The organism is Paenibacillus sp. FSL H3-0321, assembly GCF_038002865.1.
In the GTDB taxonomy this organism is placed as follows: domain Bacteria; phylum Bacillota; class Bacilli; order Paenibacillales; family Paenibacillaceae; genus Paenibacillus_AQ.
In genome coordinates, this window is record NZ_JBBODH010000001.1 from 6,129,235 (window position 1) to 6,151,563 (window position 22,329).

The 22,329-nt window shown below is 51.0% G+C and carries 20 protein-coding genes; 13 read left to right on the forward strand and 7 right to left on the reverse strand.

Annotated features, from left to right (window positions below; all coding sequences use genetic code 11):
* Positions 1-231: 231 nt before the first annotated feature.
* On the reverse strand, positions 232-387 hold the full coding sequence (locus tag MHI45_RS27330) for a hypothetical protein (protein WP_179091733.1): 156 nt from the start codon (positions 385-387) through the stop codon (positions 232-234).
* A gap of 200 nt (positions 388-587) precedes the next feature.
* Between MHI45_RS27330 and MHI45_RS27335 the strand changes: the two genes are divergently transcribed.
* From MHI45_RS27335 to MHI45_RS27355, 5 genes are all read left to right on the forward strand, one after another.
* The gene (locus MHI45_RS27335; RefSeq protein WP_076110483.1) at positions 588-1,043 is read left to right on the forward strand and encodes a VOC family protein; all 456 of its coding nucleotides are present in this window, start codon (positions 588-590) and stop codon (positions 1,041-1,043) included.
* Positions 1,044-1,180: 137 nt separating this feature from the next.
* On the forward strand, positions 1,181-1,879 hold the full coding sequence (locus MHI45_RS27340; protein ID WP_076110484.1) for an SDR family oxidoreductase: 699 nt from the start codon (positions 1,181-1,183) through the stop codon (positions 1,877-1,879).
* Between the two features lie 248 nt (positions 1,880-2,127).
* Entirely contained in the window at positions 2,128-3,288 is a 1,161-nt protein-coding gene (locus MHI45_RS27345; protein ID WP_076110485.1) for a serine hydrolase domain-containing protein, read from the forward strand.
* A gap of 171 nt (positions 3,289-3,459) precedes the next feature.
* Complete coding sequence (locus MHI45_RS27350; protein ID WP_076110486.1) at positions 3,460-4,164, forward strand: TetR/AcrR family transcriptional regulator; 705 nt, start codon at positions 3,460-3,462, stop codon at positions 4,162-4,164.
* A gap of 2 nt (positions 4,165-4,166) precedes the next feature.
* Positions 4,167-4,844, forward strand: coding sequence for a sensor domain-containing protein (locus MHI45_RS27355; RefSeq protein ID WP_076110487.1), 678 nt, complete (start codon positions 4,167-4,169; stop codon positions 4,842-4,844).
* Between the two features lie 118 nt (positions 4,845-4,962).
* On the opposite strand, the gene MHI45_RS27360 is transcribed toward MHI45_RS27355, so the two are convergent.
* Complete coding sequence (locus tag MHI45_RS27360; RefSeq protein ID WP_076110488.1) at positions 4,963-5,307, reverse strand: hypothetical protein; 345 nt, start codon at positions 5,305-5,307, stop codon at positions 4,963-4,965.
* A 106-nt stretch (positions 5,308-5,413) separates the two neighbouring features.
* Positions 5,414-6,457: a hypothetical protein gene (locus MHI45_RS27365; protein ID WP_076110489.1), complete on the reverse strand. Its 1,044-nt coding sequence runs from the start codon at positions 6,455-6,457 to the stop codon at positions 5,414-5,416.
* A 243-nt stretch (positions 6,458-6,700) separates the two neighbouring features.
* Between MHI45_RS27365 and MHI45_RS27370 the strand changes: the two genes are divergently transcribed.
* Entirely contained in the window at positions 6,701-7,204 is a 504-nt protein-coding gene (locus MHI45_RS27370; protein ID WP_076110563.1) for a DUF1036 domain-containing protein, read from the forward strand.
* A gap of 79 nt (positions 7,205-7,283) precedes the next feature.
* On the opposite strand, the gene MHI45_RS27375 is transcribed toward MHI45_RS27370, so the two are convergent.
* Together MHI45_RS27375 and MHI45_RS27380 are read right to left on the reverse strand one after the other, a co-directional pair.
* The gene (locus tag MHI45_RS27375; RefSeq protein ID WP_076110490.1) at positions 7,284-7,649 is read right to left on the reverse strand and encodes a response regulator; all 366 of its coding nucleotides are present in this window, start codon (positions 7,647-7,649) and stop codon (positions 7,284-7,286) included.
* Between the two features lie 25 nt (positions 7,650-7,674).
* A complete protein-coding gene (locus MHI45_RS27380) occupies positions 7,675-8,877 on the reverse strand; it encodes a sugar efflux transporter (RefSeq protein WP_076110491.1) in 1,203 nt (400 codons plus the stop codon).
* An 86-nt stretch (positions 8,878-8,963) separates the two neighbouring features.
* Between MHI45_RS27380 and MHI45_RS27385 the strand changes: the two genes are divergently transcribed.
* The 3 genes from MHI45_RS27385 to MHI45_RS27395 all read left to right on the forward strand — a co-directional run bounded on the left by MHI45_RS27385 (position 8,964) and on the right by MHI45_RS27395 (position 13,537).
* Complete coding sequence (locus MHI45_RS27385) at positions 8,964-9,905, forward strand: AraC family transcriptional regulator (RefSeq protein WP_076110492.1); 942 nt, start codon at positions 8,964-8,966, stop codon at positions 9,903-9,905.
* A 165-nt stretch (positions 9,906-10,070) separates the two neighbouring features.
* The gene (locus tag MHI45_RS27390; protein WP_076110493.1) at positions 10,071-12,896 is read left to right on the forward strand and encodes a glycoside hydrolase family 3 protein; all 2,826 of its coding nucleotides are present in this window, start codon (positions 10,071-10,073) and stop codon (positions 12,894-12,896) included.
* A gap of 203 nt (positions 12,897-13,099) precedes the next feature.
* Complete coding sequence (locus MHI45_RS27395; protein WP_076110494.1) at positions 13,100-13,537, forward strand: DUF5680 domain-containing protein; 438 nt, start codon at positions 13,100-13,102, stop codon at positions 13,535-13,537.
* Positions 13,538-13,604: 67 nt separating this feature from the next.
* Here MHI45_RS27395 and MHI45_RS27400 read toward each other — a convergent pair whose 3' ends face one another.
* Positions 13,605-14,003 carry a hypothetical protein gene (locus MHI45_RS27400; RefSeq protein WP_179091734.1) on the reverse strand — a complete coding sequence of 133 codons (399 nt, stop codon included), beginning with the start codon at positions 14,001-14,003 and terminating at the stop codon, positions 13,605-13,607.
* A gap of 67 nt (positions 14,004-14,070) precedes the next feature.
* A complete protein-coding gene (locus MHI45_RS27405; protein ID WP_083675598.1) occupies positions 14,071-15,348 on the reverse strand; it encodes a helix-turn-helix domain-containing protein in 1,278 nt (425 codons plus the stop codon).
* Between the two features lie 112 nt (positions 15,349-15,460).
* Here MHI45_RS27405 and MHI45_RS27410 point away from each other — a divergent pair, with 112 nt between their 5' ends.
* The 4 genes from MHI45_RS27410 to MHI45_RS27425 all read left to right on the forward strand — a co-directional run bounded on the left by MHI45_RS27410 (position 15,461) and on the right by MHI45_RS27425 (position 22,323).
* Complete coding sequence (locus tag MHI45_RS27410) at positions 15,461-17,731, forward strand: glycoside hydrolase family 3 C-terminal domain-containing protein (protein ID WP_076110496.1); 2,271 nt, start codon at positions 15,461-15,463, stop codon at positions 17,729-17,731.
* Positions 17,732-17,949: 218 nt separating this feature from the next.
* The gene (locus MHI45_RS27415; RefSeq protein WP_076110497.1) at positions 17,950-19,293 is read left to right on the forward strand and encodes a glycoside hydrolase family 30 protein; all 1,344 of its coding nucleotides are present in this window, start codon (positions 17,950-17,952) and stop codon (positions 19,291-19,293) included.
* A gap of 167 nt (positions 19,294-19,460) precedes the next feature.
* Entirely contained in the window at positions 19,461-21,245 is a 1,785-nt protein-coding gene (locus tag MHI45_RS27420; protein WP_076110498.1) for a sensor histidine kinase, read from the forward strand.
* The gene (locus MHI45_RS27425) at positions 21,238-22,323 is read left to right on the forward strand and encodes a response regulator transcription factor (RefSeq protein WP_076110499.1); all 1,086 of its coding nucleotides are present in this window, start codon (positions 21,238-21,240) and stop codon (positions 22,321-22,323) included. The genes MHI45_RS27420 and MHI45_RS27425 overlap by 8 nt, the downstream gene beginning before the upstream one ends.
* The last annotated feature ends 6 nt before the right edge of the window (positions 22,324-22,329 follow it).

Sequence of the window (22,329 nt, forward strand, 5' to 3'; positions counted from 1 at the left end):
CTCAAGTTCAGGTCGAGACGCATTCTATTGTACTTTCTACAACATAATCTTCTTAAAATAGCCGGGAAGCAGACTCTATTGCACTCTGTACAGCAGAATTTTGTGGGAAAGCTGGTTTTGACTAAAAACCAATAAATCAATTGCACGAAATACAGCAGAATGCGATTTACCGGAGAATAATGAGCATTCTGCTGTATAAAGTGCAATCTTATGAAAAAAGTCCTCATGCAATTACTGCACACTCAGATTATCCCAATTGATCTGGAACTCCTTCAGCATGCCTTCTTTGGTCAGATTGCCGCCGAGATAACCTTGAATGCTGCTGGATAACTCCTGCGGCATTCCGTTCGGCAGACGTGACCAGTTCCAAGTCAGCGCCAAGTGCACCGAGATCCTCTTCATGTTTTTATTCGGTGTCCACTTTCTATGCTAACTGTAAATGTGCCTCTAATATCACTCCTCCCGTGAGAAGGTACGGAGATTTGTACGCGGATTCACTCACTAGGAACGATTATCAGCTCAGGCTTGACAGCCCTTTCATAGTGTGGGTATGGTAGATTGGTCACACTAGAAGGAGGTTGAGGCACATGTCAGGAGTTCTCGGCAATCATTTCGTTACGCAGATTGGAATTTTGGTGAATGATATTGAGAAGGTAAGCCGGGCGTATGCGGACTTTTTTGGACTTGCGGTGCCGGAAATTATCATTACCGATACGGCAGATATTGCCCAGACCCGGTATAACGGCGGGGCGACGGAGGCGCGGGCCAAGCTTGCTTTTTTTGACATGGGCTCCTTGCAGCTGGAACTGATTGAGCCGGATCATCAGCCGAGCACTTGGCGTGATTACTTGAATGAGCATGGGGAAGGGCCTCATCATATCGCTTTTGTAATCGAAGGAATGCCGGAAAAGATTATGCTGCTCGAAGGCAGAGGGTTCCCGCTGCAGCAGAAGGGCGAGTATGACGGGGGACGTTATGCTTATATGGATACGTTCAAGGATTTGAAGGTGCTCGTGGAGCTGTTGGAGAACGATAAGCAATAAATTAGCAATAAATCAGCAATAGAGTGCAATAGCAGAATGCACCCATACAAATGGATATTCTCCCGCCGTGAATTTTGCCTATTCATGAACAGAACAGCGGCGCTTGGGGAAATTATGCAATAGAGGAGGAGCGAAAGATGAACATTCTAATTACCGGTGCGGGACGCGGGCTGGGTGTTGAGCTGGCGGCCGAAGCACTGAAGCGCGGGCATGGAGTGATTGCCGGAGTTCGCTATCCCGATCAAGAACAGACCGCACTGTCGCAGCTTGCTGCAGCCTATGGAACCAAGCTGACCGTGGCCGCGCTGGATGTGACGAACGAAGAGGGAATCGCGGAGCTGGCTGCTAGTCTGAAAGGGCAAGGGCGGACGCTCGGTGCGATCATCAACAATGCGGCGATCCTGACCGCCCGGAATACGCCGGTTGAAGAGCTGGATCTGAAGGACATGCTGACAACAATGGATATTAATCTGTACGGGCCGATGCGGGTGGTCAAGCATTTCCTGCCGCTGCTCACCGAGCCGGACCGTTCAATCATCAACATCTCTTCGGAAGCGGGCAGCATCACCAATGCCTATCCGGGCGATTATCCTTATGCGATCTCCAAAACAGCACTCAATATGTTCTCTCAGCAGCTGCATGTGTATTTGCAAGAACGCGGCGTACAGGTGCTGAGCGTACATCCCGGCTGGATGCATACGGATATGGGCGGGGAAGAGGCGCCGACGAACCCGCGCAGCAGTGCCGAGGGCATTATCAGCCTGATCGAGCAACGCCGCGCTCCGGAAGGGCATTTCAGGTTCGTGGATTATACCGGCAAAGATATGAAGATATAATCAGCCGCAGCCAGGTGCTGCGGTCCCGGAAGCGTATGCGGATAAGGCTGTATTTGTGAGTTTTATAAGGCGGGAAGACAATCGGGGAAGGTAAAGCTGATTTTCCGGAAAATCCGGAGTCAGCTTTTTTTATTTTTCTGGCAGCTAATATTATAGAAACAAACCATGTACTCCAGAAAATGGAGATGTTAATATATTTACATAGTACTTAACACATATATTAATGAGTGCTTAATGGAGGAATATTTATGAAAAAACTATCGTTGAGTTCGTTAGAACAGGCGGGTGTTTCAGCTTGCGGTGTTCAACGCATTCAGACAGCTGCAGCGCAAATGGTTAAGGACAACATTACGCCCGCACAAGTGATTGTGGCCGCGAGAAGGGGAATTGTAATTGTCCATCAAGCGAATGGAACCCTCGGACCTGAGCCAGACGCAGCCGAATTAGCTGTTGACGCGTTATTTCCACTCTGCTCCATCACGAAGCTGTTTACCGCAACAGCTGTTATGATGTTGGTTGAACAAGGGAAGATCGGACTGAATAGACCTGTTTCGGATTATATCCCCGAGTTTACAGGAGAAGGAAAAACAAAGGTTTGCGTGCATCATTTGTTGACACACACCTCTGGTCTGGATGTTGAGGTGATCCGGTTGAATGGAACTGCGAAACTGGCAAAAGAAGAGTTCCCTGCAAGCGAACCCAATCAGGACCCGGAAATTCATCAATACTTGTACGGCGGGTATGATGCACCGCTTAGCTTCGAGCCAGGGACTGTCATGTCTTATTGCGGGTATGGTTATGAGCTGTTGGGTGAAATTATCCGGCGCACCAGCGGTCAAGCGTATGATGAGTTCGTAAAGGAAAGCATTTTTGAACCGCTTGGAATGGAAAATACATATTATCGGGTTCCGCAGGAAGCACGCAGCAGAGTCGTTAGACGCATACCGGAGGCAGCTTGTGCAGAGTGGATAGAAACCGAAGATCAATTAAATTCTGTATCAGCCGGGAGCGGTGCTTACTCCACTGCCCTGGATCTGGCTGTATTTGGCCAAATGTTTCTGAACGGCGGAATTTATAACGGGACACGTCTGCTCAGCCCGGTAACTGTAAAAGAAATGACACGTAATCAAATTCCCGGTGTATCCTCGCAATATCGGGATGAAGTATTTCCTGAAGCGTATTGGGGATACGGCTGGGCGATTAACGGGACAAAACGTGATGGCGGAGACCTATTCTCACCGGAAGCCTATTCACATTGGGGTGCAGCGGGTCCTTTTCTCTGCGTCGATCCGGTCTTTCAGACAGTAACCGTTCATTTTTCTGTGGAGCTAGATCACCGGAAGCCATTTAAAAATATGTACGTTGATTACTTCAACAATACCGTTCTTGCGGCAATAACAGACCTGTAAGGGTAGTCGTTTCGGCATCTCGTCAAATTGAAGCTTATATGCAGCTTGTCTAAGGACAGGCTGCTTTTTTTGCGTGACCGGTAAAAAACTTCAATTTCTAAATATTGACAATGATCCTGATGCTGCGTAAGATGAGAATAAATAAAACGACAATGTGTCGTTATTTTGAGTATGGGGGGACAATGTATTCCAAAGGTTAGCGAAGCATACACAGAGAATAGAATCAATGAAATTTTGGATGCAGCGCTGGAGGTTAGCGCGCGTAAACCGCTGCATAAAGTAACAATGAAGGATATCGTGAGGCAGACCGGACTAAGCCAAGGGGGCGTATATAAGTATTTTGCCAATATTGAAGAGGTGTGGTTTGCGTTGTCCAACCGTTTTGATCTTGAGATAGATTTCAAAGGTTTTTTAACGCAGCTTTTTGCGGCCAGCCTTTCACCTGACCAGACCCTCCGCGCAATCTTTACCTTCATAGGGCAAGAGATTAAGGCTTCTATGGAGAGTGGCTACAGCAAATTGGCCTTTGAGCTAAATGCAATCTATGCCAGTCAGCCGGAGCTGGTTAAGAAGCAGCTTGCTGAGCAGGCTGCGGAAGCAGAAGCCGAGTCCGGGCATGGCTACAACTATTTCTTTCAGCAATTGATGAATTATTGTGCAGAAGGTGAAGCTAAAGGCCAGTTCCGGCCCCTTATTCCCTTAACCGACATTCTGATGCTCATTCAGGTAACTGTGGATGGAATCATCCGCGATGCTACGCTGGAGCTGTGTTTTGCCGGTGATGAGCTCCCTGCTGAATTAAGTGTGCGGCAGAGTGTGGATCGGCTGATGGACAGCTTGTACATTTCTACAATGACCTTATTAGGAGGCTTTTAATTATGCGTAAACCAAGCGCGCTAAGGTCCTGGCTCCTGCTCATCCTGTCCCTTCCGAAGGGGATCGCAGCGTTTGTAATTGCCGTTACAGGCATATGTGCCGGCTTGCCGCTGCTTATTGTATGGATTGGGCTGCCTTTGCTGGCTGCAACATTTACCGTATGCCGCTGGATGATGGCCAAGGAAGAGCAGGCGGTAACAGGGTGGATGCAGGGAGAAGAGCAACCGCTTCAAGCTGAGAACTCCCGATCCGTTGCGGATTGGAAGGATTGGCGTTCCATGCTGTCTATCCTTTTAAATAGTAAGAGCTACCGGGGGATCCTCTATAGTATAGCCCAGCTTCCCGTAGGCATTGCCGGGTTTACCCTTGCTGTCACGCTTCCCGCCGTTGTTATTGCGATTATATTGTCACCGGCAGCTTACAAGTTAAGCAAGGTCTTATCCCTTTCTTTTAATCTGTATTCCTTTGACGGGACGATGAGTCTTTTCTTGCCGTGGCTCAATGTATATCAGCGTTCCTGGGTAGCGGCTGCAATCGGCATAGTGCTGGCCCTGTTGCTGCCTATGACCCTGAGAGGTTTGGGGAGATTGTATTCCGCCTGGATTCGGGGGATAGCCGGTGACTTCACCTATGGAGTGAAACCAGCGTCTGTTAACAAGGATGCAGGGTCGAGAGTATAGCAGGCCAGTGTAATCTCTAATAAAAAGAGACACGATACCCTAGGGATATCGTGTCTCTTTTAAATGCAACGGCTCCCCTCAAAGGGGGAGCCGCCGTTTCTTTTTGCACCCTCTGCTATTAGCGGCGTGACTTGGTAATCAGGAACGGAATGACGCTTCTTGCAACGCCAGTCGGGTTTTCAAGGATGATAACCCACTCCGAGTCGCTGTTCGGGAAGCTGTCTGTTGGCCAGGCGGAAGTCAAATTGGAAATTGTCCATCCCGCACTAACGACAGCTCTGCCTCTTCCAGCAGATAAGAAGAGGAAAAGAAAGTCGTTGGCTCCGATGGTTACAGCGGGAAACTGAATACGGCGGAAACCATTCCCAAGGTTTTGCGTGGAGCGTGCTCTGTTTGGCCGCAGGGTGACTCTTTTACCTTTACCTTTGGCTTTATTTCTAAGTGATAGTTTTTTTATTACCATTTGCTGCTCGCCTCTTTCTTCGTAGGATAGATTATCTTACGAGAAAAGAGGGTTGTGAGCTTGTATGAATGTACATGGAAATTAATCCAAATTATTCTATAATTGCTTATTTAGATTTTGGCCGGATTACCTTAAGCATGGAAAGCTCTTTCGGAGTGAGGCGGCGGGTATAAGCAGCATTGCCGTTATGGGTATCTACAACCTTTACCCGGCCCGCTCTCTGTCCCGCAGGACGTGCTACACGCACCCGGAGTGCCCGGAGTGCCCAATCGACGGGAAAGGCAACCGAAGTCTTTCCGTCCTCTGTACCGGCGTAATTCACAGCCGCCGCGAAATTATCCGCGCTTCTGAGCCAGACAGAACCGGAGTCTCCGGGAAGCGATACCGGTGTATCACTCAGAATTATCGATTGATTGCGGAAGGATAGCACGCCTACATTCCTACCATAATCCACCTGTACATCCGTATTCACCGAATCGACTCTTCCCCTGGTCAGACCTGTTGTCCGCCCTACCTTTTTGAAACGCTCCCCTACACGGTAGGAAGTGACATGACCGGGAATGTTGCCTACCGTTGCATATTTCGGACTGAGAATGCTGTTTCTTACAGGGCGGGACAAGGCCGCATCTATGCGGTTAGTACCATTTGTCTTCAAAGTTACAAAACGCGATAAATGCCCGACCCGATCCCTTACGGTCCGTCCTTCATCCGCACCGCCCGGCTGCAGCGTTTCCGCCCGGTTGTTGGAGTTGGTCGGATTGGTAAGCACGTGGTTATTGCTGAGCACATACAGCTGATTGCCGCTGCTGACAATTAAGCCTGCGGTTCCTGAACCGCCGGTCGTACCAATACTGTAGCCTGCTACGACTGGGCGAATCCGGTCCTGGTAACTTGCATTGCTGCGTATTTTTTTGGTCTTTACTACCCGGATGGGGACATTTATAGGTTTGCCTTTGACCTGCGAGGAGAATTTTGCGCCCAAACCCAGGGCGGTGCTGCTCACGGCGTTAGCGTAGAGGATCACGGCTGCGCCTTTTTTGGGATGTTTGGGGTCGTAATACCCAATCCCGACTCCATGAACTTTCCGGTTCTTGAGCACGGTACTTGCTATGTTTTCCTTTATCACAAGAGCTTCAGCAAATGTTGCCACTGTTCATCACCTAACCTCATTAGAATAAGATAGTATATTATCCTGAGGTGTAAAAGGCATGGGCGATTATCCGCTCTTTTTTGAAGTCCAGAGGCGATTTATTTATTTCGTCTTACATGCCGCACAATGACTGGAATGACAATATGCCCTATTTGTCTAATAATAAACCATTGTCCAGCCCCTTTATTCACTATTTTCATATGATGCAGGGTAAGGAAAAAAGTGATGAAGGGAATGATGACAATGGGACTTAGATTTCGCAACAGTACAAGTGAGACGGTATTTGTTGCCTATGCTTACCCGAATTTCAACTGTACTCCAATTAACTACGCCACAATTGGCTACTACCGGATCGAACCGGGCCAGACGAGAGAAGTGTGGAGAGGGCATGCCGGAGGCAACACATTCTTTTACTATGCAGAGAGTGACAGCTATACTTGGTCAGGGGACTACTATACAGAGATCCCTTATGAAGCCTTCCATCAGTGCTGGGACAGCGACTGCGACAACTGCAGAGAACTTGGATTTCGCAGAATTCCTGTCGGATCCAGCGTCCGCAACTTTACAGTTGTGTTAATCTCCAGCAGTAGCCGAAGCAAAAAAGGGTTACCTCATCTTCGGACAGCATTGCCTACAAAGCCTGGAAAACCGATTGTGCGCAGAGTTCCGCTGAAGGCCAGAAAGCTGACCCCGGGAAGACCGGTTTCGGTCAACCGCAGAGCCGTGCCTAAAAAACGGAGAAGATAGTGGATGAATGCAAAAAGAGTGCACCTATCATTGGATAGGGCACTCTTTTTTTTCAAAATCAAAGGATGTATTGTCCCGACTATCCCGTGACGGCAAAGGCTCTCATTAATGCACCTTCCAGCTCGCGAGTATTAAAGGGCTTCAGTAAGGAAGCAATGCCCCCTTTGCTGAAGGCTTCGAGGACAAACGGATGGCTGCTGGTGACAATAATTGTACTCTGCGGATATTGGGCATTGGCAAGGCGTTCAGATAAAGGCGCTTCTCCGAGCAGCAGCAGTTTGGCATCGGTCACAATAATATCCGGTTCATGTTCGGTAATCAGCCGAATGGCTTCCTGATCGCAATTGGCCTCAAGAATAACATCCTCTTTAAAATGGAGCTGTTTCAGCATCAGCTTCAGATGATTGCGTACATGGGGTTTGTCGTCAACAAGCATGATTTTCATAATATTCCCTCCTGTCTGGTTGCATTTAGGATTCATTTACCTCTTGAGCGGAGTAGCGCTGGGGAAGCAACATAAGTGCAAGGGAGAATACAACAAGCAGCAAACAGCCCCAGTAAGCATTCCGGTATCCGACCCACTCGGCAGCGGCCCCTCCGGCCAGACTTCCGCCCAGCCGTCCGATGGTAGTGGCATTGGTATATAACGTTGAAGCATATCCGGGCAGATCAGGGAGCAAATCCTGAATGTAGCTGATTCCGATGGCCGAAATCACGGCAACAAAGAAAGCCAGCAGCACCTGTCCGGCCAAGAGATGCCACAATTGTGTCGAGGCAAGCACCAAAATATAATAAGCCGCTCCCAGTAGTATTCCCCAGAACATCAGTACCCGATTGGAGGTTTTGGCAGACAATACCCCTAATACGAGCATGAATGGAATCTCCAGCAGCGCACAAATACTCGAGACCGTGGCTACATTCTGCGTACTGCCGCCCAAGGTGTTAATGATGAACAATGAGATATTCAGATTGTTAAGCCAGTGCCCGGCATATAACAGGGTCAGCACCAGAAACGGGATAAGCACTCTGGCGTTCTGATGCAGCTTCAGCTGCGTTGCGGCTTGAATACCGGCTGGCTTCTTTAATACAGGACGTTTCACGAAAAAGCAGACCAGCAAGGCATTAAGCAGGAAGATCAGTGAGGTGCTCATGAAAATACCCTGGAACCCCAAGTGATTAAGGAGGATCGAGCCGATCAGCGGGCCGGTAATAAACCCCAGGGAGAACATGGAGCGCAGACTTGAATTGGCAAAGGCATGATCAGCGGACAGACTGGCATTTACTGCTTCCCGTGCACTGGCGAACAATTGCGGCATGGCCGGAGCGCCAATCGCAGTGAAGACCGTCATATACAGCAGCAGCGCATAAAATTCGTGGATGAATAAATAACCGGCAAAAGCCAGCGCGTTGAACAGCATGGCTGTGACCATGAGTGTTTTACGGTTCAGTCCGGAATCGGAGCGTTTGGCAATGATCGAGCTGAGCCAGACCCCGCTGATTAAGGTCACTGCGGTAAAGATTCCGAAGGTTCCTGCGGAAACCCCCAGCTTTGTTGTGAAATAAACGGCCAAAAAGGGAGAGCTGATGGAAATGGCCATCCCCTGCAGCATCATGCAGATCATAAACAGGGAGTAGCTTGGAATCAGGAAAAGCTGGCGGGTTCGCGTCAACATGTACGTAAAGTTTCTCCTTCACTTTCTAGCCTTGCGGCTTTCTCTTTGATTTGGTTATAGTATAGATAATGGCTTGCGATTATTGAATGTTTTATCTGATCGAAAAGCTCTACTATTTGGCTGAGGCGGTGAACGATATGGACCTGAGGCTGCATGCCTGCGCCTATTCTTTTCATACACTTCCGTTTAAATCTTCCTTTACGCCGCCACCGTTTTTCCTGTTCCGGCTGCAGGTGGTGGGCAGCTGCAGGGCGCTTGTAGGCGGCAAGATGAGTCTTGTCCAGCCAGGCGACTTATTAATCTATCGTCCTGGAGAGCCTTATCATTTAGCGGTGGATGCGATTGACGGAAAAATCGAAAGCGGCGACTATTATTTACTGTGTGAAGGTTCTTGGATCGAAGAGTGGTGGGAATCCCAGCCCCGGCTGACTCAGCAGAGAGTTCATCTGGATGAAGGTATGCTCTCGTTGTGGCAGCAGCTCAGCATCGAGCAGCACCGTATCGCACAAGGTAACCCCGAGCTGATCCGGCATTTATTGTGTGCCCTATGCCTATCTTTTGACCGTTTGTCGGGAGAAGCTGTCTCAGGGCATAACCCGCAGGGACGCTCGAATGAACTGGTCTTGCGGATGCGACGCTATATTATTAAAAATGCGCTGAATCCGTTAAGAGTGGAGGAAGTTGCCAGGTTTGCCGGACTGAGTGTATCCAGAGCCGTACATCTTTTTAAAGAGCTGACGGGTTATACCATTATCCAGTATACACAGGAGATTCGCCTGTCCAACGCCCTGGAGCGGATCCGGTTTACCGACTTAAGTCTGGAGAATATTGCCGGGAGCTGCGGCTTCGGGACGTATTCCTATTTTCACAAGGTATTCAAAGCCAGGTACGGCCTTTCTCCCAAGGAAATCCGCAGCCAGCCGGCTGCGGCAGAGCTGAACTACCAGGACAGCAGGTTTGTTATCCATCACCCGGATGGTAATCTGTCAGGCATCTCCCCTGATGCCCGGCGTTTTCTCAGTTCATGATTAGAATCTCTAATTATGAACTGATTTTTATTATAATTGTTAAGGTGTTGCTGCTCACGGTAATCTTTTATGATGGTGAAGGAGAGTCCTGTGGAAGCGCCTTAATCGGCTATCCATGCGCTACGATGAAACCGTTATCACAAAGATTGAAGGAGTGAACTACTAATGGAAACAGCTACATACCCATATCAGCAGACGGATTTACCGGTAAATGAACGCGTACAAGATCTGATCTCCAGATTGACTTTGGATGAAAAGGTAAACCTGATGCCGCAATATCAAGCCGCTGTAGAGCGCTTGGGCGTAGGAGCCTATAAACATGGTACGGAAGGGGCTCACGGAATTTCGTGGCTGGGCAAGGCAACTGCTTTTCCTCAGGTCAGCGGATTGGCCTGCACCTGGAATCCGGAACTCTTGAAAAAGATCGGCTCAGCCATCGGTGACGAAGCCAGAGCGTTCTATAAGAAGAATCCGACCGTTAACGGCTTGACGCTGTGGGCACCTACAGTGGATATGGAACGTGATCCGCGCTGGGGCCGCACGGAAGAGGCATACGGCGAAGATCCGGAATTAACCGGACGCCTCAGTACCTCACTGGTGCAGGGGATCCAAGGCGATCATCCCAAGTATTTGAAAGCGGTAGCAACACTGAAGCATTTTCTCGGCAATAATAATGAAATCAACCGCGGCGTTGACTCGTCGAGCATTGATCCGAGAAATATGCGTGAATATTATCTGGAAGCCTTTAAGCCTGCCTTCAAGGAAGGCGGCGCCAAGTCCATGATGACCGCCTACAACTCGCTTAATGGGGTACCGGTCATCCTGCATCCTGCGGTGATGGATATTGTCAAAGGCGAATGGGAAATGGACGGCTTTATTGTAAGCGATGCCGGGGATTTGTTCGGTATTGTGAAGGATCATAAATATTATGAGTCTTTCGCCCAGTCGATGGCTGAATCGATCAAAAACGGGATCGACAGCGTGACAGAAGAAACGGCAGAGACGATCAAGGTTATTCATGAAGCACTGACTGAAGGGCTGCTTGCCGAGGAAGATCTGGACCGTGCGCTGTTCAACACGTTCCGTGTCCGTTTCCTTCTGGGCGAGTTCGATCCTGAAGAAGGTAATCCGTATGCGGCAATCGACGATTCCGTCATCCTCAGTAAGGAGCATGGCGAGTTATCACTGGAAGCTGCGAAGCAGTCTATCGTACTCCTGAAGAATGAGAACAGCACGCTCCCGCTGAACCCGAAAGAGCTGTCCAAAGTAGCGGTCATCGGTCCGCTCGGGGACGAAGCTTTCAGAGACTGGTATTCCGGCACCCTGCCTTATGCTGTCACACCTCTGCAGGGAGTGACCAAGAAACTTGCAGGCAAACAGGTATCGTTCGAAAGCGGCGATGACCGGATCATCCTGACTTCGGCAGCAACAGGCCAAGCCGTAGGAATCACCGGCGAGGACGGCAGACTGGCAGTGCAACATGAGACTAAGGAGCGCGGAGAATTGTTCCGCCATACGGCCTGGGGCTGGACGAGCAACACTCTTGAAGCTACAAGCCGGGGACAATATGTCACCCTTAGCGACGCCGGTACACTGACGGCTTCCGCTGATGAAATCTATGGCTGGTATGTGAAGGAAGCACTGAATATTGTACCGGAAGCCGAAGGTACAGTCAGCCTGCGAACCTGGAATGACAAGCCGATCTCGATCCATGCCGAAGACGGCACACTGCTGGCGAATGAGCAGGAGGCTGATGCCAAGGCGCACACATTCCACAAGAACATTGTCGTGAACGGTGTAGAAGCTGCAGTTGAAGCCGCGAAGGCCGCAGAAGTTGCCGTTGTATTCGTCGGCAACCATCCGCTCTTGAACGGCAAGGAAGAGATCGACAGACCGGATATTGTTCTGCCGGAAGAGCAGGAGAATCTGGTTAAGGCTGTGTATGAAGCCAACCCTAATACGGTGGTGGTTATCGTCGGAAGTTATCCGATCACTTCCACATGGATTGATGAGCATATCCCGGCGGTCCTCTATACTTCCCACAGCGGGCAAGAGCTGGGCAACGCGGTAGCCGATGTGCTGTTCGGCGACTACAGCCCGTCCGGTAAGCTGAATATGACCTGGTACCGGTCGGTGGATCAGCTTCCTCCGCTGATGGATTACGACATTATTAAAGGCAAAAGAACGTACATGTACTTCGATGGTGAGCCGCTGTATCCGTTCGGCCATGGCCTGAGCTACGCACAGGTAACTTATAACAGCCTGTCGCTGGCTGCCAGGGAAGTGGAGCAGGACGGAACGATCAGCCTGTCCGTTCAGCTTGAGAATACCGGTTCCGTGGATGGCGACGAGGTCGTTCAATTATACGTGCAGTCCTTGTCTTCCAGAGTCAAACGTCCACTGAAGCAGCTGAAGGGGTTCCAAAAGATCCGGCTTGCCGCAGGACATACGCAAACAGTGGAATTCACGTTGCCGGTTGCCGAGCTGGCTTTCTGGGATGTAACGCGTGAACAATACTGTGTTGAAAACGGCGAATATGCCGTCATGATCGGCCGCTCTTCAAGTGATATTCAATTGACCGCCCAGATCAAAGTGCATGGCGAAACGATTCCGGCCCGCAATCTCTATGCGACGGTCAAAGCCGAGAACTATGACGACTATGAAGCGGTATATCTGGATGAATGCAAGGCGGGCGGCGCTTCTGTCCATCCGGCAGGTGAAGGAGCATGGATCGCCTTCAAAGATGTGGAGTTCGGTCAAGGTACCGCAACGTTCCACGCGCTCGTATCCTCCGTGACCGGCGGCAGCATTGAGGTCAGAACAGAAGGCCCGGCAGGACAACTGGCGGCGACCCTTGAGGTTCCGGCGGGCGAAAGCCTGCAACAGTGGCAAACATTATCTGTGCAAGCTGAAATTGAAGCTGGCGGAAACGATGTGTATCTGGTCTTTAAAGGCGAGGTGCTCCTCAGCCGCTTCCATTTTTCCGTGTAGCCCAGCTAACTAAACGTAATTGGGTATAATCTTATATCGGGTATGCAAAGGCCCCGAGTTTCTGAATTTCAGAAACTCGGGGCTTTTTACTGCTGCGGAAGGCAAGTTAAGCTTGAGTAAGTGTAAAAATATAGGTTGTTAAATGGGAACTTGTGTTCTATTATGAGGAGGTTGGAATAATGAGTCGGAGGAGGTTGATCTGAATGACAGGAATGATTGATTTTCTATTGGAGGCTAAGAAAGCAACGTACGCAGGAAAGGGCCCGGAATTATCCCCGTCCCGTCCAGAATCACATGATTTGGAGTTTGCTAGAGGGAATTTGCGGTATATTGATACCTACCTGGGTTCCGAAAAGTTCGCTGGGGAAGAAGCGTTATGGGAAGACGGCACTCCTATTTGGGCGATGAATTATGCTGGCCGCATAATCGCTGAGGGCTTTAGTGGAGATTTCTTGAAGGAAGCACTGCTGCAAGTACCCCAGAATAAACCTTTCAGGGGACCTGATAGTTATTCAAAGGACAGGTTCACTTATAACTGTAAGGTTGATGGTGATTTCGGATGGTTCAGCGGTTACGAGGAAATATGGGCAGGAGACATTAAAGTCTATGAATGTATGTTTCATGGCGGTGTAATTCAATAGGGTATAAAAAGAACCCACGGCTAACGCCTGTGGGTTCTTTTTGCACATTATGTAGTTGGAGGCAAGCTTAATCGCCCCCACCACCTCCGCCACCGCCAGAATCGCCACCACCGCCGGAATCGCCACCGCTGCTATGGCCGCCGCCATCCCAGCCTCCATGCCCGCCATGATGACTGTCCCAGCTGCTGCCGCCATGACTATGACCGTGATGACCGCCGTTCCCGCTGTTTCCGTCATGGTGATTGCGGGTGTGATTGTTGTTGTCGTTATCGCCCGTAAAGAGATTTGGATCCGCGCCGGGGAAGAAATAATTGTCAGCCGAATTATTTCGGTTCCGCAGCCGGTTGCTGCCGCCGTGTTTCCTGCCGTTCTCACGGATAACCGCCTGGACGACGATAAACACTAACACACCAATAAAAACAATGCCGATGCCCAAAGTAATCGCTCCTTCAAGGTTTCTTACCAAGATTGTACCATATTATTGCAGCTCTGCACCTTAATTGCACAGGAGACTGACGCATCTAGTAGATAATTCAGCGGTCATGCCGGAACTGCCTGGGTGTTACTCCGGTATATTTCTTAAAGACTTTCGTGAAATAGCTCTGGTCGTTGAAATGAAGCCGGGTGGCGATATCCGACAACGTGACCCCGGGCAGCTCGATCAGCCGCTTGGCCTCCTCAATCCGCTCCCGCTGGATATAATCGCTGACAGAAATTCCATTCTCCTTCTTGAACAGCTGAGAGAGATAGCTGGCATTCAGCCCGGCCACCTCAGCCAATTTGTTCAAAGTAAGCTCCTCGTACATGTGGTTGAAAATATAGTTCTGGCATAGTGCAGAAGTGCGTGACAGCTTTGATCGGCGGTTGTCGCGCACATGATCGGCGAAATCGCACAGAGCCGCGAGCTGGGCTTTGTCAACGGCGGGAATATCCTTCAGTTCTTCGATATGCTGAATGTGGAAGTCGCTCAGCGTATAGGCGATTTCCCAGAACAGGCCCCCGTCGATCGCGGCCCGGGTTGCCAGTGTGATGGAGGAGATGGCCAGATTTTTTTTGCTGCGCAGCTGGCTTTTCTTGGAGAGCCGCCCGAAGCTTTCCTCGGAGAAGGAGGCTTGGGACCGCAGGAGTCCTGCTTTGTCTCCGATTACGATATGGCGGAACATCTCCCGTTCGAGCATCGGCTCATGATGCAGCCAGGTGTTCTCGCGCCGGTAGGAGTGATCGAGATCCGAACGGCTTTCCGTATGCTGCACAGGCTCATGATGGGTAGAGGCAAGCAGCAGCTCCGTGACCGAAAGGGCTTGTCCGTTGACCAGTGAGTACAGCAGCAGGGCGGCATGGTACCATCTCGTCCGGCTCAGCACCGGCAGGCCGCGGTAATACTGAAGCCACTCTTCCACATGGCCAAGCGGGAGGTTGTGGTCATTCATCAGGCTGGCTACAGTATTCTCGGTCATTGAAGCGGCCAGTGAAGGGCCGAGTATTATCGTTCCGCCAGTCCCAAGCTCTGCAGGCAGCTTAAGCATAATGAAATTTTCCAGAAAACCGGTAGTGTGCAGATACGGCAAAAAGGAAGTCCCCCCGGTGTTTCGGGGAAGGTTGTTTTCAAGTCCAAAGACGAACTCCGCAATTTCGGCCAGCATCCCGGCGTGGGTGGGCGCAGCCGGCCGTTCTTCCATAGAAGGAGGGAGCGCCAGTTGAAGGTTGCCTGCACTGTCCAGCCAGCAGACCGGAATCTGGTAAGCTTCGTAGATTAATTTGCAGATGTATTGTAATCCTTCTGTTTCCTCCAGGTAGTCTAACATCTTCATCCATCGACCTCCCGATCCAATGAAAATACCAATAATACAATAGTAATACCATAAATGCAGGTTGAAGTATATTAGAATGGGAGTAGAAAAACCTATTTCGAGGAGGCATATGATGACAACTCACATTTCAAACCTCATTTCGCAAATGACACTGGAAGAAAAGGCCGGACTTTGCTCCGGGCTGGATTTTTGGCACACGAAAGGCATCGGGCGGCTGGGCATTCCCTCTTTGATGCTAACCGACGGTCCCCATGGACTGCGGAAGCAACAAGGGAGCGCCGACCATCTCGGACTCCATAATAGTGTACCGGCAACCTGTTTTCCATCCGCAGCCGGGCTTGCATCTTCCTGGGACCGTGAGCTGATTCATGAGGTCGGCAAGGCGCTCGGCGAGGAATGCCAGGCGGAGGATGTAGCGGTCCTGCTTGGACCGGGAACCAATATTAAACGTTCCCCGCTGAACGGGCGGAACTTCGAATACTTCTCGGAAGATCCTTATCTATCCTCGGAAATGGGCGCCAGCCACATCCAAGGAGTGCAAAGCCAGGGCGTGGGCACCTCGCTGAAGCATTTTGCCGCCAACAACCAGGAACACCGCAGAATGTCTACGAATGCCATCATTGATGAGCGGACGCTGCGGGAAATTTACCTGGCCAGCTTCGAAGGCGCAGTGACACAAAGCCAGCCCTGGAGTGTAATGTGCTCTTATAATCAGCTGAATGGTGAATACGCTTCCGAAAGTGAAACACTGCTGACGAAGGTGCTTAGAGAGGAATGGGGCTTTGAGGGCTTCGTCGTGTCCGACTGGGGAGCGGTCAATGAACGGGTGAAGGCGCTGCAGGCCGGGCTTGAGCTGGAGATGCCGTCAAGCGGAGGCATTGGTGATGCCAAAATCGTGGCCGCAGTAAACAGCGGGGAGCTGTCCATGGAAACGCTGGATAAAGCTGTGGAGCGGCTGCTGTCCTTTATTTTCAAAAGAGTGGAGAACCGCAAGGAGAATGCAACGTTCGATCTGGAGCAGCATCATGCGCTGGCACGAAAGGTGGCCCGGGAAAGTATGGTGCTGCTGAGAAACGAAGATAATATTCTGCCGCTTGCCAAGAGCGGAACGCTTGCCATTATCGGCGAATTCGCCAAAAAGCCGCGTTACCAGGGCGGAGGCAGCTCGCATGTCAATCCGACGAAGCTGGATGATGCTTTTGCCGAAATGCAGGCGGTGGCGGGCGATTCCGCAAGCTCCCTGTATGCACAGGGCTATGACTTGAACAGCGATGAAATCAACAGTGAGCTGCTGAAGGAAGCACAGGAAACAGCACAAGGCGCAGATGCTGCGGTGTTGTTCCTTGGACTGCCTGACAGCTATGAATCGGAGGGGTATGACCGCAGCCATCTGTCGCTGCCTGAGAGCCATAAGGCGCTGATCAAGGCGGTGGCTGAAGTTCAAGACCAAATTATCGTGGTGCTGAGCAACGGCTCCCCGATTGAGATGCCTTGGCTGAATCATACGAAGGCCGTTCTGGAAGGTTATCTGGGCGGGCAGGCTTTTGGCGGCGCGATTGCCGATCTGCTCTTTGGTGAAGTAAGCCCAAGCGGCAAACTGGCCGAGACCTTCCCGCAGAAGCTGAGTGACAATCCCTCCTTCCTCAATTTCCCCGGTGAAGGCGATACGGTGGAATACAAGGAAGGCCTGTTCGTCGGCTACCGCTATTATGATAAAAAAGAAATCGAGCCGCTGTTCCCGTTCGGCTTTGGACTCAGCTATACGCAATTCGAGTACAGCGGTCTGAAACTGGACAAGAGCAGTATCAGGGATACAGATGTTGTCCAGGTGACGGTCAATGTCAAAAATACAGGCAGCCGGACAGGCAAAGAGGTGGTTCAGCTCTATGTCAGTGACGTGGAGAGCAGTGTCATCCGCCCGCTGCAGGAGCTTAAAGGCTTCCAGAAGCTGGAGCTGCTGCCGGGGGAACAGCGTGAAGTCTCCTTCACCCTGAATAAGCGTGCTTTTGCCTATTATAACGTGAAGCTGGCGGACTGGCATGTGGAAAGCGGAACGTTCAATATTGCCGTAGGCTCTTCATCGCGGGATATCCGGCTCTCCGCTCCACTTACGGTAACTTCGACAACGAAGATTACGGTAAGTTTCCACCGCAACACCACGGTAGGCGATTTGCTGGAAAATCCGTTGACTGCGGAAAAAGCAAAGAATTACAGCAGTATCTTTGGCCTGGAAGATGCAATGGATGATAATCCGGAAATGTTCCTTGCCATGATGAAATATATGCCGCTGCGTGCGATGATCGGCTTTGGCCAAGGGAAATATACCGAGGCTGATTTGGCCGAAAATTTGCGGGAATTGAACGCGCTGGTTGCAGAGCAATAATCGCCGCCTGCCGAATCACTGGCAGGAAGACATAACCTGTTAGGAATAGAAAAGGCAGCGCCCCGTTATGAGGCCGCTGCCTTTTGACAGGTTAAAATAATCCAATCCGTGATTGCCGGATTATCCAATTCCATTATGAATGACCCGAGATATAATGAAAGCGTAATCATTTAAAAACAAATACAGCTCCACACTACACCAATGGAGGAACTTATAATATGGCTGATACAATTCAGAAATGGTTTGCCAGCACGGAAAAAGCACCTTGGATGGCCCAAAACATCCCTGGTCCAGAACAAGCCGGGACGGCCGCTAATCTGACCGTTACCACAGAGACGTTCCAGACGCTGGAAGGCTTCGGCGGCTGCTTTAACGAATTGGGCTTTGTGGCGCTGGGCCATCTGCCGGAGGAAGAACGGGCGGGGCTGATGCATGAGCTGTTCCATCCCGAAGGGGAGCAACGGTTCAGCATCTGCCGCCTGCCGATTGGAGCCAGTGATTATGCGCTGGAATGGTACAGCCTGAACGAGAATGACGGAGACTACGCCATGGAGCATTTCTCCATTGAGCGTGACCGGCAGATGCTGATTCCCTACATCAAGGAAGCCCTGCAGCTGAACCCGGACCTCAAGCTGTTCGCGTCCCCCTGGAGCCCGCCGACATGGATGAAGTTCCCCAAAGCGTATAACTATGGAACACTACGCTGGGAGCCGCAAGTTCTTGAAGCATACGCCCTTTATTTCGTGAAGTTCGTGGAAGCCTACCGTGCAGAAGGCATAACGATTCATCAGGTGCATGTGCAGAATGAGGTGGTTGCCGACCAGAAGTTTCCTTCCTGCGTCTGGACCGGGGAGCAGCTGAGGATCTTCATCCGCGACTACCTTGGCCCGGCATTCGAGAAGCATGGGCTGGAGACGGAAATTTGGCTGGGGACGATCAATGCCCCGGAGCCATGGGATGAGTGGCTTAAAGCTAAATCAAGCGATCATGATGCCTTCGCCGGGGTGGTGCTCGGTGATCCCGAAGCCTATAAATATATCAAGGGCGTAGGTTATCAATGGGCCGGCAAATATGCCATCCAACGCACCGTGCAGAGTTACCCGGAGCTGCGATATATGCAGACCGAAAATGAATGCGGCGATGGCAAAAACACGTGGTTTTATGCGAGATATGTATTTAACCTGTACCAGCATTATTTCATGAACGGTGTGAACGCTTATATCTATTGGAACATGGTGCTTGAACCCAAGGGAAGGAGCACTTGGGGCTGGGAGCAGAATTCCCTGCTGACCATTGACCCCGGCCAAAGACAAGCGACCGTGAATCCGGAGTATTACGTGATGAAGCATTTCTCCCGTTTTGCCGTCCCTGGTTCAGTAAGAGTAGGGCTTAAAGGTCCGTGGAGCGGCCATGCCGTTGCTTTCCGGACACCGCTGGGCGGGATCACGCTCGTTCTGGCCAATCCATTCAAGGAACGGCGGATGCTGCACTTGCATAGTGGTTCCTCGTCGTACTCCCTGGAGCTTGAACCGGAATCCTTCCATACGTTTGTCCTTAGTTAACGGGGCATTCTCCTTAAACTAACGTCCATTCTTCGCGGGGCGTTAGTTTTTTGTTAAGATAAAATAATTTAAAGCATTCAACACTTAACATGAATTGTTAAACCCAAGAAAATTCCATTCTGACTTGGGCAAACTATGGCAAGTGAAACTTGGAGGTTGGTGCAGCAATGAGGGTTGCCGGTTGGATCATGAAACTTACTGAGCCTTTCCGCCGCAGTATCCGCAATAAGCTTATTCTGACTATGATTATCCTCGCTGTTGTGCCGATTGTGACGATTACAGCACTGGCAGCCGAGAACAGCCGCCGGTCAATGGAGGCCGAGGTCATCAGCACGAATCTTTCCAATATGAAATGGACCGGTGTCTATCTGGGTGACCAGTTCGCCCAGCTTAATAATCTGATCTATACCGTGCTGATCAGCCCCCACCTGAGCGAATACCTTGCGAATGTAGAGGAGTCCAGCTTGTCCAGCCAATTTGCCGCACAGCGGAACATTATTGATACGCTGACGAATCTGTTCTACTCTGCGGGCAATCATGTGGTGGGGGTGGAACTGTATCTGAAAGAATATAACAAGCTGTTTACTATCAACGCCTCGCAGAGTGACATTGCCTCAACAGCCGGAATTCCTGCTCCGTATAAGCTGCTTTTTGAGCAAAACAAGGATTTCACAATAGCCGTTGGCGGCAACGACAACGGGAAATTCCAGCTGATCCGCAGCATTAACCGGTTTGAGAACCAGGAGAAGCTCGGAGGCATCTCCCTGGAAATCCGCTGGGGTGTACTGGATCAGACGCTGAATCTATTAGGCCGGGGCAACGATCATACGGTATTTATCGCTAGTAGCGACGGCAAGGTGCTGTACCAGCCCTGGGGAGTGACTCCTTCGGAAGCCATTCTGGACCGGGTTGCTGGCACCGGTGAGGCACAGGGCTTTTTCCGCGGTGACCAGGCCTATGTGTTCTACAATACGATTGATCCAGTGGGTCTCAAGCTGGTCACCGTTATTCCGAACAGCTTCATTAACCAGAGTGCGCTGGCGACCATGAACTTCGGATTGATTGTAGGCGCCATTACCGTGGTCGTGGCGATATTGCTCGCCGTCATTCTGGCCTGGAGGCTGGCGACGCCAATCGTCAGTCTGGCCCGGTCCATCCAGGGCTTCGGCTTAATGAAGGAGCGTGAAGTGCGGCTCAGCAACCGGGTCGATGAAATTGGCCTTCTGGAGACGAAGCTGTACCAGATGTCGTACCGCATCCGCGAGCATATCCGGACGGAATATGTTATCGGCCTGGAGAAAAAGAGTGCCGAGCTTAAAGCACTGCAGGCGCAGATTAATCCGCATTTCCTGCAGAACACCTTGCAGATGATCGGCAGCATGCTGTTCAAGAACAGCCCGGCGGAAAGCTACGGGGTGCTGAGATCGCTCAGCGACATGTTCCGCTACATCATCCGCGAGCCGGAGGACTTGGCCCCGTTGCGGGCGGAGCTGAACCATCTGAACAATTATATGCAGATCCAGCAGCAGCGCTTCGCGGCCCGGCTCAGCTATGCGATCGAAGTGGATGAGCAGGCGACGGACAGTCTGATTCCGAAGCTGAGCCTGCAGCCGATTGTCGAGAATGCTTTTTTTCATGGGCTGGAACAGCAGTCGGGTCCCTGGGTGCTGGAGGTCAAGGTAACTTGTGAAGGGGAGGACACGGTCATTACCATCTGTGACAACGGGATCGGGCTGCAGCCGGATAAGCTGGCGGAGCTGCGGGGAAGACTGGAGCGGCGCAGCGGCGATTTATGGACGCATGGGGAGCGGATTGGCCTAAGCAATGTTGCTTCACGGATTCAGATGCATTTTGGCGGGAAATACGGGATTGGTCTAGATAGCATTCAGGGGCAAGGCACAAAGGTGACTGTAACAATACCACTGGAAAGGGACGGTGCGAACCATGCTTAAAGTGCTGCTGGTGGATGATGAGAGCTGGAACCGTGACATTGTGCGGACGTTTGGCTTATGGGATGAACTGGGCATGGAGATTGCCGGAGAAGCAGAGGACGGGAGCGAGGCGTTGCGCCTGGCCGGTGAGCTGTCCCCGCAGATTGTCATTACCGATATGCGGATGCCTGGTGCGGACGGTGTCAAGCTGATGAATCAGCTTCATGAGTGTTATCCAGAGATTAAAGTGATTGTAGTGAGCGGCTACGACGATTTCAAATATGCCCAGAATGCCATCCGCTACGGTGCGGTGGATTATTTGCTGAAGCCGATTGATCCGGGGGAACTGAATGACGTGCTGCGCAAATGCCGGAAGGAGCTGGAGGAGAACTCCCATGCCCGGGAGCCGTATGCCCTCGATATTGAGGTATCCTTCTCGCTGTCTTCTTACAAGCAGCTGATGAGGGTGCATTTCAATGAGCTGAATCCCGAAGGGGTCAATGCTGTTCTTGAAGGCATAGAGAAGGAACTGGTGCAGGGAGGCTCTGGCAGACCGGGGATGCTGCGGCAGGCGGCAAGTGAAATGTTGCTGCTGCTGAAGGAGCTTATGCGGAGCAACGCACTGGAGGAGGATGTCCTGAAGGCGGAGATCCCCCGTGAGGTTTTGATGTCCGGGAGCAGCACCGCAGCGTATCTGAAACAGCTCTACGGGACAAGTCTGGAGCAGCTGATCGGACAGCGCAAGTTCAAGAATAAGCTGAACTTGGATGAGGTCCGGCAGTATATCAATGCCCACTTTGCCGAAGCGGTAACGCTGGAAGGGCTGGCCAGAGCTTTTTTCGTCAGCAAGGAATATTTGAGCAAGGTGTTCAAGCTGGAGTATGGCTGCAATGTTACGGATTATATCCTGCAGCTGCGGATGGAGAAGGCGAAGGAATGGCTGGCTGAGGAGAGCATTCCGATCAAGACGGTGGCAGCTCTGGCCGGATATGAGGATGTCGGCTATTTCTACAGAGTGTTCAAGAAGCATTACGGCGTTGCCCCCGGTGAAATGCGCAAGCAAGCAGCCGGTTTAAAAATGTCCAATCCGAAAGGGTAATTCCGT

Excerpts from the sequence above, each read along its gene's own strand:
- MHI45_RS27335 (WP_076110483.1), top strand. The coding sequence starts at position 588 with ATGTCAGGAGTTCTCGGCAATCATTTCGTTACGCAGATTGGAATTTTG.
- MHI45_RS27340 (WP_076110484.1), top strand. The coding sequence starts at position 1,181 with ATGAACATTCTAATTACCGGTGCGGGACGCGGGCTGGGTGTTGAGCTG.
- MHI45_RS27345 (WP_076110485.1), top strand. The coding sequence starts at position 2,128 with ATGAAAAAACTATCGTTGAGTTCGTTAGAACAGGCGGGTGTTTCAGCT.
- MHI45_RS27350 (WP_076110486.1), top strand. The coding sequence starts at position 3,460 with ATGGGGGGACAATGTATTCCAAAGGTTAGCGAAGCATACACAGAGAAT.
- MHI45_RS27355 (WP_076110487.1), top strand. The coding sequence starts at position 4,167 with ATGCGTAAACCAAGCGCGCTAAGGTCCTGGCTCCTGCTCATCCTGTCC.
- MHI45_RS27360 (WP_076110488.1), bottom strand. The coding sequence starts at position 5,307 with ATGGTAATAAAAAAACTATCACTTAGAAATAAAGCCAAAGGTAAAGGT.
- MHI45_RS27370 (WP_076110563.1), top strand. The coding sequence starts at position 6,701 with ATGGGACTTAGATTTCGCAACAGTACAAGTGAGACGGTATTTGTTGCC.
- MHI45_RS27375 (WP_076110490.1), bottom strand. The coding sequence starts at position 7,649 with ATGAAAATCATGCTTGTTGACGACAAACCCCATGTACGCAATCATCTG.
- MHI45_RS27380 (WP_076110491.1), bottom strand. The coding sequence starts at position 8,877 with ATGTTGACGCGAACCCGCCAGCTTTTCCTGATTCCAAGCTACTCCCTG.
- MHI45_RS27385 (WP_076110492.1), top strand. The coding sequence starts at position 8,964 with ATGTTTTATCTGATCGAAAAGCTCTACTATTTGGCTGAGGCGGTGAAC.
- MHI45_RS27390 (WP_076110493.1), top strand. The coding sequence starts at position 10,071 with ATGGAAACAGCTACATACCCATATCAGCAGACGGATTTACCGGTAAAT.
- MHI45_RS27395 (WP_076110494.1), top strand. The coding sequence starts at position 13,100 with ATGACAGGAATGATTGATTTTCTATTGGAGGCTAAGAAAGCAACGTAC.
- MHI45_RS27405 (WP_083675598.1), bottom strand. The coding sequence starts at position 15,348 with ATGAAGATGTTAGACTACCTGGAGGAAACAGAAGGATTACAATACATC.
- MHI45_RS27410 (WP_076110496.1), top strand. The coding sequence starts at position 15,461 with ATGACAACTCACATTTCAAACCTCATTTCGCAAATGACACTGGAAGAA.
- MHI45_RS27415 (WP_076110497.1), top strand. The coding sequence starts at position 17,950 with ATGGCTGATACAATTCAGAAATGGTTTGCCAGCACGGAAAAAGCACCT.
- MHI45_RS27420 (WP_076110498.1), top strand. The coding sequence starts at position 19,461 with ATGAGGGTTGCCGGTTGGATCATGAAACTTACTGAGCCTTTCCGCCGC.
- MHI45_RS27425 (WP_076110499.1), top strand. The coding sequence starts at position 21,238 with ATGCTTAAAGTGCTGCTGGTGGATGATGAGAGCTGGAACCGTGACATT.